The organism is Microcystis wesenbergii FACHB-1317, from assembly GCF_014696875.1.
In the GTDB taxonomy this organism is placed as follows: Bacteria; Cyanobacteriota; Cyanobacteriia; order Cyanobacteriales; family Microcystaceae; genus Microcystis; species Microcystis wesenbergii_A.
This window is the reverse complement of the sequence record NZ_JACJQV010000234.1, coordinates 1-13196: the sequence shown is the minus strand read 5'-3', so window position 1 is coordinate 13196 and position 13196 is coordinate 1. Positions and strand designations below refer to the sequence as shown.

General features: G+C 43.4%; 11 protein-coding genes and 1 pseudogene. 1 reads left to right on the top strand and 11 read right to left on the bottom strand.

Annotated elements, in window-relative coordinates; all coding sequences use genetic code 11:
* Window positions 1–324: 324 nt before the first annotated feature.
* The 11 genes and pseudogenes from H6F92_RS24465 to H6F92_RS24415 all read right to left on the bottom strand — a co-directional run.
* Window positions 325–1191 (bottom strand): annotated as a pseudogene (locus tag H6F92_RS24465) (RNA-guided endonuclease InsQ/TnpB family protein); the annotation flags it as partial.
* Between the two features lie 371 nt (window positions 1192–1562).
* Window positions 1563–3638 (bottom strand): NACHT domain-containing protein, encoded by a 2076-nt coding sequence (locus tag H6F92_RS24460; protein WP_190359826.1) that lies wholly within the window; start codon window positions 3636–3638, stop codon window positions 1563–1565.
* Between the two features lie 17 nt (window positions 3639–3655).
* Window positions 3656–4069, bottom strand: coding sequence for a hypothetical protein (locus H6F92_RS24455; protein WP_149987815.1), 414 nt, complete (start codon window positions 4067–4069; stop codon window positions 3656–3658).
* A 94-nt stretch (window positions 4070–4163) separates the two neighbouring features.
* Complete coding sequence (locus H6F92_RS24450) at window positions 4164–4595, bottom strand: hypothetical protein (RefSeq protein ID WP_044034714.1); 432 nt, start codon at window positions 4593–4595, stop codon at window positions 4164–4166.
* Between the two features lie 83 nt (window positions 4596–4678).
* The gene (locus H6F92_RS24445; protein WP_190359825.1) at window positions 4679–6085 is read right to left on the bottom strand and encodes a lysozyme; all 1407 of its coding nucleotides are present in this window, start codon (window positions 6083–6085) and stop codon (window positions 4679–4681) included.
* Window positions 6086–6119: 34 nt separating this feature from the next.
* Window positions 6120–6425 carry a hypothetical protein gene (locus H6F92_RS24440; RefSeq protein ID WP_002796230.1) on the bottom strand — a complete coding sequence of 102 codons (306 nt, stop codon included), beginning with the start codon at window positions 6423–6425 and terminating at the stop codon, window positions 6120–6122.
* Between the two features lie 738 nt (window positions 6426–7163).
* Complete coding sequence (locus tag H6F92_RS24435; protein ID WP_002796231.1) at window positions 7164–7523, bottom strand: type II toxin-antitoxin system VapC family toxin; 360 nt, start codon at window positions 7521–7523, stop codon at window positions 7164–7166.
* 421 nt (window positions 7524–7944) lie between these two features.
* Window positions 7945–8202, bottom strand: coding sequence for an AbrB/MazE/SpoVT family DNA-binding domain-containing protein (locus H6F92_RS24430; RefSeq protein WP_002796232.1), 258 nt, complete (start codon window positions 8200–8202; stop codon window positions 7945–7947).
* A 111-nt stretch (window positions 8203–8313) separates the two neighbouring features.
* Window positions 8314–9390 (bottom strand): DUF1822 family protein, encoded by a 1077-nt coding sequence (locus H6F92_RS24425; protein WP_190359824.1) that lies wholly within the window; start codon window positions 9388–9390, stop codon window positions 8314–8316.
* A 109-nt stretch (window positions 9391–9499) separates the two neighbouring features.
* Entirely contained in the window at window positions 9500–9790 is a 291-nt protein-coding gene (locus H6F92_RS24420; RefSeq protein WP_242030260.1) for a hypothetical protein, read from the bottom strand.
* Window positions 9791–10050: 260 nt separating this feature from the next.
* Window positions 10051–11130 carry a hypothetical protein gene (locus H6F92_RS24415; protein ID WP_242030259.1) on the bottom strand — a complete coding sequence of 360 codons (1080 nt, stop codon included), beginning with the start codon at window positions 11128–11130 and terminating at the stop codon, window positions 10051–10053.
* A gap of 792 nt (window positions 11131–11922) precedes the next feature.
* Here H6F92_RS24415 and H6F92_RS24410 point away from each other — a divergent pair.
* Complete coding sequence (locus tag H6F92_RS24410) at window positions 11923–12615, top strand: hypothetical protein (RefSeq protein ID WP_190359823.1); 693 nt, start codon at window positions 11923–11925, stop codon at window positions 12613–12615.
* The last annotated feature ends 581 nt before the right edge of the window (window positions 12616–13196 follow it).

The following is a 13196-nucleotide window of genomic DNA, read 5'->3' as shown; positions in this document are numbered from 1 at the left end:
TTCTCTCAATAACAGAGGGACAGAGGTGGTTAGCTGAACGTTGGGAAAAACTGATAGTTTTATCGACGTAAGAAGCAGAAAAATTAGCTAAATTAACAGGATGTACTCTCAGAAAATTTCAAGAGAGATAGGCTTTTAGTGGCTTGGGAACAGGCTTTATCAATTTATTCATAATCAATATTGGCAGAGGATTAAAGATTAGTTATTGTCACTAACTCTTTTGATTAGAAAAAGATAAACTTGAGAATCTTCAGTCAAATTTATTGACTCAAAATCAGCTGTACTTAATTTAAATGAATCAACCCTAGGGGCAAGGGGGGGGCAGCTTACATCAGATATTGCCTGAGATAACTTGGGGTTTTTGACCATATTCTTGACGGCTAAATTCTCAACCACAATCGTTTGGTTTTCACGAACTAATTGAGTGGTTAGCTTATGTAAATGGTCTTTTCTGTTATCAGTAATTTGGGCGTGAATCCTTGCTACTTTGATTTTTGCCTTTTCTCGATTTTTTGAGCCTTTCTGTTTTCTAGACAGATTTTTTTGCGCTTTTCGCAGTCTCCGATAATGTTTCTTAAAATGCTTAGGATTAGATACCTTGTCTCCATCGCTGGTAATTACTAGGCTACTAATTCCCAAGTCAATTCCGATGGCTTTATCTGTTACTGGTAATGGCTTAATTGTTGGGTCATCAAATCTAATTGAAATATGCCAACGTCCAGACGGATGTAATCTGACTGTTACTGTGCTTGGTTCACAGCTTTCTGGTATTTGTCTTGACCATCGAATCGCTAAGGGTTCTGTGCATTTAGCTAAATAGATTTGTTTGTCTTTGAACTTAAAAGCAGATTTGGTAAATTCGGCACTTCCTCCCTGATGTTTTTTCTTAAAGTTAGGATACTTAGTACGACCAGCAAAGAAATTAGTAAAAGCTGTTTGTAAATGTCTTAACCCTTGTTGTAAAGGTACACAGCTAACTTCGTTTAAAAAGTCTAATTCTTCTTGTTTTTTCCAATCGGTCAACATTGAAGAAGTTTGAGCGTAGCCTACTCTTTCTTGCTTTTCGTACCAAGCTTGTGTTCGTTCGTGGAGAGCTTTGTTGTCAACTAATCTTACACAGCCCAATGTGCGCCGCAATAGCGACTCTTGTTCGGGTGTTGGGTAAAATCGGTAAGAATAGGCTTTTTCCATGTCTCATATTTTAGCATATATTTCGTAAACGATGCTCATATTTAACAGCAAAGCCGCCGTAAAACGGCGGGGTTTCAGACCCAAATTTTCCGATGAAACAGCGTTGGTATGGGCTTTTGCTGGGCCTGTCCATGGATGAATTCCCAGGCAGGAGAGGCTTCAATGTTGGGTTGCTGGAGAAAATCGTCTAAGGGGCCAGTGATTGTAGGAGATTGCATAGTTGCCTGAGAAGCACCCAGGAAGGCGCAACGTATTTTTAGTGATTAGTTATATTATCAAACCGGCTTCATCAGGAATCATGACAATTTGACCACCCTACACTCGTCGGCGATCGCACATCTCTATGGCGATCGCACTCACTCTACTCAAACTTACTTCATCCGAGCAAAATGTTCCAGTAACATCCGATGGACAAAGATGTAACCGCCACCAACCTTTTGCAGAAAAATGCGATCGCTGGCGTAGTCAAGGAAGCGGGCATAGTTCCAAGGGATATAGTTGTTGCGATGAAGGATGAAGCGCAAGGTAAAATGTCTGATGCAGGCTAGTCCTCCACCAAAAATTAATCCCAACAGCAGTCCCCATCTCAGCCCAGGTGTTATTAAATCGAACAGCGAGCTTTCCCCCCAAGCCGATACGTTGAAAATCAATCCCTTATAAAAAATAATAATCAACAGTCTATTAAACCAATAAGTCGGAACAAAAATTAGCCAGGCGATCAACCCAGTAACTCCGACATTCATGGCTGATCTCCAAATGCCTTGGTTGGGAATAGTTTTAGTTTCTATTTCAGAGCCTTTGATGGCATTAATCAGCCCAAAGGTCAGCCCCAAACTCATCCCCAAACTCAGTCCATACCCAATCCCCCACTTCAATCCCGGTAGCTCTGTTCCATAGTTCGCAAAGACTGTACCCAGATAAAAAGGCGATCCTTCAGAACCTCTCAAAAATCCATATATTGGACCTAAAACCAACGAGAAAAGCAGTCCCCACTTTAGTCCAGAAATAAGTCCATCAAACAAATCTTTCCGTGTCTTTTTCCAAGGCCATGTTAAAGTTTCAAAAGTTTTGATCTCTGCTTTACCCCATCCGAAAATCAGACCTAAAAGCACCCCCCATCTCAATGCATTAATTAGCTGTCCTTTCGGAAATGGAAAAGAATTAAATAGAGGGTCCCATGCGTAAATTGGCCACAATATCAAAACTATAAGCAGTCCTCCAACCAGCATACTTCCAAATCGGTAAAGTCTGTTTTGAGCCTTTGTCTGCAACCAAGTCGGCTGCATTTGCTCAATTAAAAAGACAGATTCAGATTCTTGCTTCATCCGTTGTGCCAGCCAAGTTAGCCACGATTTAGCTTGCTGATTCTGATATGGAGATTTATATTCTTTGGGCTTGCCACTTTTTTCGTGGCTAAACATCCGCTTAATGTAAGCATCGAACAGATGTTCACGGCGTGCTTCCACCGAACCTGTTTGAAGTATTTCTTCCACCTTTTTGCCTTGATAAGCCAGCGTCATGATACTAAGGGTTAGAGGAGACTTCGCTAACTCTTGCAGTGTGGTATCTTCGGTCAGCAAAGTTTTGACTGCTCCTAATTGTTCACCAGCATTGTCTAAATATTGGTTAACCTGCTCAGGAGTCAGAGAGCGGATGTAGATCGCGCCTCGTAATTGCAGACGGTTAGAAAGAACTTGATAATCTGCAATCCGACTACAGACCACCATTTCAGTCTGCCCATACTTTTGCATAAATTGGTTGATAGCTTCGACACAAGCTTCCCGTCGATTAGCCTTTACCTCGTCTAAACCATCTAGCAGCAGTAGCAGTTTTTGATTTTTAACCCAGTCTTTACCAACTTCTTTGGGAACTTGGTATTTGCTCCAAAGTTCTTGCACGAGCCAATCTGCTATCGTTTGTTGCTTACTTCCCCAAGAAGATAAGTTCAACACCACTGGAATCAGCCGACTCAAACCTCCTTCAGCACGAGCAATCAAATTCTGTGCCAGTTTCAGGAGGGTTATGGTTTTTCCAGCCCCTGGTTCTCCCAAAATCAGCAGGGTTCGTCCCTCTCCTGTTTGATTGAAGACCTCAGTTGCATCTGTTCCTGTCGGCAAAATTTGTTTGGACTCTTCTGGTAGTTCCTCGAAGCTACTAAATGGACGCTCTACTGCATCTGATCGTTTTTCCAGACCGAGTTCAATCATTGCTTTGGTATGCAATGACTTGTTTAAAACCCCTTCGATCCAATATTCTTTGACTTTACTGAGTAAAACTGTCCTCTGGCGGTATTCCACCTGAGTTAAGGGCTGTTCCGTACCAGATGTTTGGCCACTAATCAACTCAGATACTTGATATATGAAGTTTTGAGTGACGGTTCCATGATTTTCTTGGATAAACCCCTGGACATTACCTCCAGAGATGTTGACAAAATTTTCGGCAGTCATTTTCTAAGCACCCTTGATTAACTAAAGTTCTGATTTATCGTCCCAGTATTTTGCTGTGTCAAACCTTGAACTGTACCCCCAGAAATTTGAACACTAAACTTGCCCTCGGCTGCTTCTTGAGGCTTTAATTGTTCCAGTAACTTTTGAGCCAATTTAATAATTTCTTCGTCCTTATCAGCCCCAATCTCAATTAATTCATCCTCTAAAAGAGCTTTTGTTTTTTCGGGTTTCTGTTCGTACTTATCCAGAATAGTAGCTGAATCTGATTTGCCTTGGCTCTCAAACTTACGCTTAATCAAAGCTTTCAAGCCATTGTAAGCATCTTGAGCCACATCACCAGCAGGTTTTGCTACGCCCTCTACCAAGGCTGAAAGGACAGGTTTTGCTGCGTCAGATGCCAATGCTGTAAGAATAATAGTAATTGGATCCATAATTCATCCTCTCTTGTGTGCGTTTTGATTGTTTCTTAAAGACATCCCAGTAAACAGAAAAAGACTAATGAAGTATTGAATTGTCAAGTTGGCTTTAATATTCTTCTCTACTGCCACCATTTAATGCTTGAATTGTTACAATTTTATCAGAACTTAGATCTCGATAAGATTCTTCCAGTTTCTGAAGTTTGTTTAGCTGAAATTCCTCAAATTTTTCAAGTGCCATCCAACGAGATTCTAAGATTTTCTGTAGTTCAGATACACGGTATTCCTTGATTTTTTGAATTTCTTCAAGTTGAATACTGTAATATCTTTCCTTTTTAAAGGCGGCACTTATTTGATTTATTTTGCCATCTTTTTTGTTGAGACTTTTTTGTTGAAGGAAAAAACATAATCCATACCCGACACCCAGCCCAGTAACAGAACCAACTATCAGAACAATCAATAATTCCATAATTCCTCCAGAAGTATTTAGAACTAGCAGATTTTCAAATTTTGACCGCGCCAAGGATAAGTTAGTTGACATTTAAATTTCTCGTTAAAACAGGGCAGAATGCAGTGTACAAAAAAGGAAACCCTGTCTCAAATTTAAAGATGCAACCGCTTATCTCACTGCAACCATTCATGCCATAGCAGTCGATAATCGAAGCGGGTACCGTGATTCATTTTGTACTGGGGAGAGCGCTTCAAGAGCGCCATCAACTCTTTAAACTCTTGGGGGTCAAAAATCACGTTGCACCCAGCACTCCACTGTCCAATCGAGTCTTTCCTGGCATTCCCGCTCCACCCTGTTGTCTTGGTAGTATGCAGGTTGACTCCATTGCCTTGCTCCAAGGTTTCCTTATCATCTCGCTGAAAATTTTTATTGGTATCTCGCACTAACCGTGCTTTACCTGCTTGCACCAGCGCCTCGTACCCTTTATGCAGTCCGAATTGCCACAAATCTTCATGAAATCCAAGAGCTAATCGGGCTACACCGTTAGTACCTTTAATGGGGTTGAAGGTGTAAGATTTTCCAGGCTCAGTTGTCCCCAAATACAAGCACTTAAACTCCCAATCCCCATCTTCTTTGGCAATCACCCCAATGGAATCGTTCCACTTGTCTGGAGTTGTATCCTTGGCATAAGCGCCTACGCGATTGCTTTTCGGAGACAACCCACTAATTCCCACCAAATTCCACTCATCTTCCCGCAAGGGATATCTCCTTTTCTCACAAGCCTGGGCTACTTGCTCTGCCAAAGTTTCAGCTTTAGCAGACTTATGAGTAGTGCCGTTCGTCCCGTTACCGTTAGATGATTCCTGGACGAACTTAAAATGTTCGTGCCACAAATACCAAGTGTTGCGTCCGGCGAACTTAATATCTCCATCTCGATCGCCAAAAGTTACCTTGATATGTCCCTTCTCTTCGGCATAGGTAAGAATAGGAAATTCACACCCTACTGGCATAGCAACTTTCTCTTTATTCTCCTCTAATTGAGCGTGGCTGCAAGTCTTGATTTTGAGGTAGGTAGGCTGAGTAATCTGAAGGCGGTTGCTTTGGACGGGCTTGATGGTATTCGCCTCTTTGATAATTGCTCCATCGGGTTTCAGAAACAAGGCTTTTTCTGAATTGCGCCGCCGCACTAATCCTGGCAGAGTCCTCCCGCCACCTTTTACCCATTTGTCAAACTCTGCGGCTGCCCCTGTGTAATTGCTACTGTTGAGTTTTTGGAGCATAGTGCTTCCGCCAAATCCATTTGTTTCTAACCCTACGTTGTAAGCAAAGCAGACTAAGGCACTAAACTGATTACTCCCCAATTTCACATTAACCCGCCGTTCTACTCCATCTTCAAATTTCTTGACATCTTCTAGCAACCACTGCTCTGCTGTTTTCTTGTCAATAACCATTCCCGATCTTACACGAGTGCCCGTCGTTCCATAGCCAATGGTGAGAACTCCAGCAGGGCAGATGTAAGCTTTGTCGCGGAATCCTTCAAAATGCTTGATGATATCTAGTCCTTCTTGGTTGATATCCATGATTAAAATCCTCCAGGGTTAATATTGTCCTAGGTTAATATTGTCCTTCGTCAGAAGATTGAGATTGTTGTTTTATTCGTTCGCTTGCTATTTGTTGCAAGCATTGGGGTTGCTGGCGAGCAATGACGGCTCCTGCTCCTCCTGTTACCACTCCACCTGCAAGGGCAGCCATTTTCACATTTTCTGGGGCATTAGAAAACATGATGATCATAGGAAGGATTGCCCCCGCGATGGAAACTATTGAGCCACTTATGGTAGAAAATAGATCATTGTGGGCAGCAGCTTTTGCCAGAATTTCATCTGTTGTGGTGTTAGGATCTTTTTTGAATTGGGAGATCATGGGTTGTGTCCTCATGGGTTTAAGATAGAGTTAGGCATTTTGTCTTCCTTCTGCTCGTTAGTAGTTGTGAGCAAAATCAACTTATACACTTACGGCTCTAAATTCCTAGATAGGGTTTGCTGAATAAATCTAAAAATCTTGTTGGATAAGGTTTTTAGACTTTTTTTCTCTCAAAAATTGCCGACCATTGGAGTGATTGGGGGGAAAATTCCGGGACTTTTTCCCTGAAAATTAGGTAGTTGACCACCTGAAAATCGATAAAACCCCACACCCCACACCCCACACCCCACACCCCACACCCCACACCCCACACCCCACACCCCACACCCTGCCACCACCGAAAAACTTTTTCAGCAAGCCCTAGATATTCCATAGCCCAGCAGGGATGATCTGTTCTAAGGCATCTGAGATGCAATCTAGGGTGATGCAAATCTTCCTGATCTGCGATCAAAAATTTTTATACTTTTGGCGATCGCATTCTAAAATGTCTTTCGATGTTAAGTGCGATCTGCTAGACTTCGCCCCTCTTCGAGAACGCAGTGCCTCAGCTTCGCGCGTCTCCGACGGCGGCAACGCTGCCCTTGTAGGGTGCATTAAAGAAGTGTAATGCGCCTCGACAAACCTTAGCGTAAAAAGTTTGGGATATTCGCTCTATTTATAATCAAAACATTTGAACGAAAAAGCGAGAATTATATTATAAAAAATTCTATTGACAGCGATTGCCTTGCGAGATCGCAATCATTGGGGTACCTGTACTTTATAAGCAATCTCAGAACCCAGCCTTGTAAAATGCTTTGGGTTGAGGGTTAACAGAACATCAGCCTGAGATTTGAGGACTGCTTGGGCGATAAGGGCATCAAAGATACCACCGCCAGGAAGCTGACGTTGCACCATTAGGTCAATAGCTGCCGTGTAATCTTCAGCAGTCAGCGAAACAGTCTCGAAGGTCTGTAGGTTATCGCGGATCAAGTTTTGGGCGACGGCAGGGGAGATTTTGGTTTTGGGAATGCGCGTTAGAACAGAATAGAGTTCTGCTAGGGTATGCGTGGCAATAAGTCCCTGAATTTGCTGGGATTGGGCTTGAAGGAGAAAGGGCAAGCAGGCCGAATGTTGACATCCTCGCCGCCCTTTTAGGGCGGCGATTCCTAAACCTCACGATTTAAGTTTCTGCTTCCACCACCGTCGCATACCACAGTTAAAAAACCATGTACTGTCTTACACAGAGTCCACAGACTTTCGCCCCATTTCAGAAGCCCGATTCCGTGTGTCCCACGGTACGTTGACCGCCTATAGCTTCTTGTACTTGTTGCGCGCGACTTTTTACCCGGCCAAGCTTTTCTGGTCGGAACCCCCTAAGCCGAGTTTTCAAGGTGCTGCGCCGTCCACTTGGTTTTCGAGACTGGCCTTTTAATTCTAACGTAAAGCCAACCTAGAACGGCGGGGTTTCAGACCCAAAATTTCCGATGAGTGTGTCCAGTCAATAGGGCAGCGATGAGAGCAGAGGTATCAAAGAGACATTTCATGCAGGCAATTGGCTTTGAATGCGTTCCTCGCGGAGGTCATCAATAAGGGTATCGAGATGGCCGAGGGGTGGGGTTTCTAGCACTAAGGCACTGCCTTGACGTTGGACTTTAGCTTCTTGCTCCAAGGGTTGTAGGATGATGCAGCCTTGTCTAACCTCAAGATTGAGGGATTGGGCTGTGGTGATGCCGAGTTGTTGACGGATTTCTAGAGGAATTTCTAGTTTTCCGCTGTCATCGATCGCAATTGCCGTCATGGAACGCTCCTAGGGATAGAACGAAAGTTTGGCTCTTTCAATAACGCTATAAATTCTATCCCCTGTAAGGTAGTTTTGCCTGTGTAGAAAACGCCCATAACACCCCAACGCCTAGAGTTCAAAATTTTCGCAGAGGTAGATGTCACCGAGACTAACCACAATACTAAAGGGGATACCAGAGCGCCCTTTAAAAGATTTAAGCTGAATATAGTTATCTTGCGTTCTGGACTGGACTTCTTGAAGCTTTTTGCCTGCCTGAGAAAGCAACGTTAAGGCGATCTGGGGTGGCAGATATCGCTCCTCACCCGCCGGATGTAACTGAACCAGTACAGATAGCTGATTATCGGCTTCTTCTGTAACATTCACCAACAAGACCACTCTCTGTCCTTGCAACTCCATCCCCAAGTCAATAAGCTTCCCGCGTTTTGCACCCTCTCTCTGATTCCGAGGACTCCAAGCAAGATGAACTTCTGGACTAAACAGATCGTCGATCGCTTGCCATCCTGCTGCAAAGACCCCCTGTACCCACTGTCCTAACTGGATAGGAGTTTCTTGAGAAGCCGTTAATGTGGTTTCAGAGATTGCTTCAGGCGTTGCGGTATGCTCCGTTGAAATGACGGGCAATAGTATTGAGGCAGGTTCTAGAAAATCACAGTAGAACAATAAATGATTGGGTTCAGGATCGAAAACAGATAGGGGAATTTGATAGTAACCGTTTTGCAGACTATCACTGACCCGATGGCAATAATTCATGAGTCGGTCAGAGCGCAAAAAGCCTCGAATCATTAACCGCTGCTGCTCTTCACAGACCTCAAGCAGGACATAGAAATGAGCGACAAGAGCCGGCTGTTCGATCGCTTCTCTGGGAATTTCCACTACTTCATCTAGAACCTGCTCTTTGACAATTAAATTTAGCTTAAATTCATCAATTTTCAGGTTGTAAACAGCACCAATATGATTGATACATTGAGTTCGATCGATGAAGTGTGATGGAGCGCGTTTCTCTAGCCATTGCTCAAAACCCAATAGTGCCAGCGCATTCAGATAGAGTTGCCACTGACCCGCTTCATCGACTGAGGGACTGGCTAGGGGATTGACTAGAGCCTGCTCAAACTGTTCTGGTTCAAGCCTTATGGCTTCAGGTCGCCTAGTATTTAAATCTGGTGGGATCGCTGAAAAACTAAACATTACCTAACTCCTGGTGAAACCTTGGTACACTAGACCTCTTGCGTAAGTGCGGTTTGATCCCCCTAAATCCCCCTTAAAAAGGGGGACTTTTTGGACTTTTGCAAGAGAGCTACTCTTCTAAGTAAAAGCAAAGCTGTTGAGCATATACACTTTTCATCAGACGATTCTTTCCCGCTTGAATTTCTTCAAACGCTGCCTGAAATATTTCTGCATCTGCCAGCGCCTCGATTTGCTTGGCTAAATTTTCTAAATAATCGGGTTGAGGAGGAAGAGCAGTCAGTCCTTTCTCTTCAGCTTTCTTCAGCATTTGGTCAAGCACTTGTCGAATTGTCAATGTCCGAACAATGTTAATTAACTCTCCCGGATTCAACACCCGTCTTGCTTGCGCCCAACCAGACATTTTTAATAAATCAGCAATCTCTTTCAGTGGGATGCCCTGAGAATAATAGAGGTGTAATCCTGGAATAAATCGATCGGCGAAAGCGGCATACCCTTTGCTTTTTTTTAAATAAGTAATGCGATCGCTAATTGCCTGCTTAATGGAATGAACTAATGGGACTTAGACAAAAAACAAATCGAGAAAAGCCTCAACCCCAATCCCTGCTTGGGATTTACTTCGAGAAGCCCAAAATCGCTGAAACCCAGATAGATCAAGGAAAATCATAAATCGAGGTTAACCCTTTGTCCCGTAATGGTTTGAGCCTTTTTTGCTGCCCGAAAATGCCTAAGTCCCACTAAGGCGAGTTGAAGCTGTTTGTGGAAGAATTCTAACATTTCTTGTTGCTCTTGCTGTTCCACATCAAATTCACTGCCAATATCCTGGGGCAGCTCTGAGCGAATCAGGCGATCGCCTGTCTCTGGATCTTCAACTTCTAACGGTACTCGATGGCTCCAAAGGTCAAATTGTCTAAGTTGTAGTGCCACTCTTCGCAGTTCTGTGATCAATTGGTTGGGCTGAATTGTGATATTTCGTGCTTTTAAATAAGTCACCATCTCTTGAAGTTGCCCGGTTGTGGGATCTAGACAGCGTTTCGTACCCTGGTGTTGCCGATGCCTGTCTCGACGATAGACGGCGTGGAAGGCGGCAATTAAGTGGCGATCGCGTTCTGCCAGTTGTTGCAATTGTTTCGAGCGAGTGCGATTGAGTAGCGCCCAGTCGCTCAATTGTTTGAAGCCAAACTCGGATAAAAAATTCTTTAATTCTGGATTTTGTTTGGTTTGCAAATAGGTCCAGTTATCTAAGCTCATACTGGATTGAGCGTTGGGCTTAAAGGTTCGCAGAATTTGCAGTGAGAAACATTGATAAGCCGTTGTTTGAGGCTTGCCAGTGGGGTCTAAGGTGAGATAGGTTTTGCCATCTGAGTCTAAAACCATCAGCGTTTTCCCGTCGTCATTGAGGACAAACGGCAGCAAATCTCGGTAAGTAAAGGAGCGATCGTCTCCGAACAAATGATCGATTTTGCGGCAGGCGTTGAGAATCGGCTCAGAAACGTAACACCGCAGGCATAGTCCTGCGTGCGCTCTTTCTGTGGTATCAACTGCTGGAGCTTGAAAGCGGGATAGCAAATCAGTCTGGAGATTTCTCTGTTGGGAGCGATCGCCCCTATCCTCCTCTGCCTCACTTAACCCTTGGCTTTGAAAAAAATCATTTGCCAACGGGAGGAAACAACGCTTATATCCAGTGCGATCGCCGGCGGGATCGACTCGCCAAAGGTTGCAGTATCTTGATGCAGCACTCATACTACGCTCTCCCGAAGTTTGTTGAGCTTGCGATTAGCTCACCTGATCAATAGATGTCAGCCATTTTAGCTTATACAGGAAATCGGAAAAAAACCGGGGAGATCTAGATTTAGACAAGATGCCTCAGTTCCAGATTTTCCAGAACTGATCATCCCTTGCCAGACCTAAGAATTTCTAGAATTTAACCTTCAAGTGTATAGGTCGGTTTAGCTAACAACTACTAACGGGTAGAAGGAAAGCAAATGAGTCGAACCCGATGTTCAATAAAACTCAGTTCTTCAAATTTAATTACAACCAGCTACTTAGGAGATTCATTTCCAATGTCATGTCCCCAAGAAAAGAAAATAACAAGAAAAGACGATGGCACTGATGTGTATGAATACACTAATGCTATTGGAGAGAGAAAATCTTTCGAGGTTCCTCCGGGACATATTTACCGATGCCTAAATGGAGAATGGGTGGTTATAAAAGTTCCTAACCCTCCCCCTGGCTTACAGACAAGCTAACATAACAAACTCACAACCAACTAATGGGCATATATAGCGGTTCTCGCATCTGTGCGGCACACTTAAACCTTTGCTAATTAAGCTTTTCACCATCGACAATGTACCTCTTGCGAACAGGAAACGCTATAAGCAAGGGACAGATTGGTTATGAAATCTAAGCTCTTGAGGCAAGGGGTTTAAGCCCCTTATTAAAATCCTAAGCACGATGGCTACTGCTATATTTGTCTCTCTCAATATGCCCTAACTACAAAACTGATTGCTATAAACTTTACGAATCATTAGTTCAATGACTAAACATAATTGCTTGTCGCTTTTTCCTTTCACCCGCATTGCTCTTCCTTCCTTGAAATGTTTCCTTTTGCCCTTTAGCATTCCTCTTGGCTTAGGTATTATTTTTTCATATCCAAGTGACGCTCAAGTCGCTAACTATGGAAGAAGTCCCAGTCTTAACATATTAACAACCCCTGGTGGTACAGGTGCTTCATCATATTCGTTTGCCCCATCGAATGGATGGACTTGTCCAACTCCTGGCCTTTCTATTGGTGCCTATGGAGGGGGCGGTAATGATTGGTCAAATGATTTTACAACCCATAATTCGGCTGGTTCAGGTATAAACAACTATGGTATCGCCGCAGGAATCACAGTTCCTTTTGGAGGAGATTTCTCAAAGTACTGCAATGATTATGCAAAATCAGTTGCGGAAAGGACACGCATGGAAATGGAAGCAGTTCGCAGAAACAATCAACTAACACTTTTAACACAGTGCTATTGGTTATTCCAGAACAGAATTAATACAGATCAACCTGCATTTAAAGATAACGGAGCATTTTCATCTTTAAGTGCTTGCGGTAGTTACAATCCTCAATCTATTCAAGGTGGAGAGAACACTTCAACACCTCAACGACTGGAAAGCCCAAAGCCACCAGTAACCGAAATAATACCACAGCCTGCTTCTAACTTAATTATCCAGCAGAAATAGTTTCTTAATGGGACTTAGGCATTTTCGGGCAGCAAAAAAGGCTCAAACCATTACGGGACAAAGGGTTAACCTCGATTTATGATTTTCCTTGATCTATCTGGGTTTCAGCGATTTTGGGCTTCTCGAAGTAAATCCCAAGCAGGGATTGGGGTTGAGGCTTTTCTCGATTTGTTTTTTGTCTAAGTCCCATTAGTTTTTTCGTTCCACGCCAGCAACCGTTAACCTAAAGTGAGAATCTTTGATAACATAAACTACCCGTTCGCCACCGATGTTATGCTGTCTCTTTGCTTGGCCTACTTCGGATCTTGATAGCTTTCATGTTAGTTCTCATTCTCGTAAAGCGTCAAGACCCGGTAAAGGTGTTCAGTTTAGTGAACATTCTCACTGTGACAACGCTTGTATCCAGTGCGCTCTCTCTGTGGTATCAACTGCTGGAGCTTGAAAGCAGGATAGCAAATCAGTCTGGAGCTGACTTGAAAATGATAACGCGACTAAAAAGCCATAGGAACGAGTTGGCCAGTGTCTTCAAGGATAACAGCCAAAATTTTGCTTATTCTAGACCAATTTAAGCAACAACCGGC

Coding starts and splice junctions, on each gene's coding strand:
- H6F92_RS24460 (WP_190359826.1), bottom strand. CDS start 3,638: ATGACTGCCGAAAATTTTGTCAACATCTCTGGAGGTAATGTCCAGGGG.
- H6F92_RS24455 (WP_149987815.1), bottom strand. CDS start 4,069: ATGGATCCAATTACTATTATTCTTACAGCATTGGCATCTGACGCAGCA.
- H6F92_RS24450 (WP_044034714.1), bottom strand. CDS start 4,595: ATGTCAACTAACTTATCCTTGGCGCGGTCAAAATTTGAAAATCTGCTA.
- H6F92_RS24445 (WP_190359825.1), bottom strand. CDS start 6,085: ATGGATATCAACCAAGAAGGACTAGATATCATCAAGCATTTTGAAGGA.
- H6F92_RS24440 (WP_002796230.1), bottom strand. CDS start 6,425: ATGATCTCCCAATTCAAAAAAGATCCTAACACCACAACAGATGAAATT.
- H6F92_RS24430 (WP_002796232.1), bottom strand. CDS start 8,202: ATGACGGCAATTGCGATCGATGACAGCGGAAAACTAGAAATTCCTCTA.
- H6F92_RS24425 (WP_190359824.1), bottom strand. CDS start 9,390: ATGTTTAGTTTTTCAGCGATCCCACCAGATTTAAATACTAGGCGACCT.
- H6F92_RS24420 (WP_242030260.1), bottom strand. CDS start 9,790: ATGTCTGGTTGGGCGCAAGCAAGACGGGTGTTGAATCCGGGAGAGTTA.
- H6F92_RS24415 (WP_242030259.1), bottom strand. CDS start 11,130: ATGAGTGCTGCATCAAGATACTGCAACCTTTGGCGAGTCGATCCCGCC.
- H6F92_RS24410 (WP_190359823.1), top strand. CDS start 11,923: ATGACTAAACATAATTGCTTGTCGCTTTTTCCTTTCACCCGCATTGCT.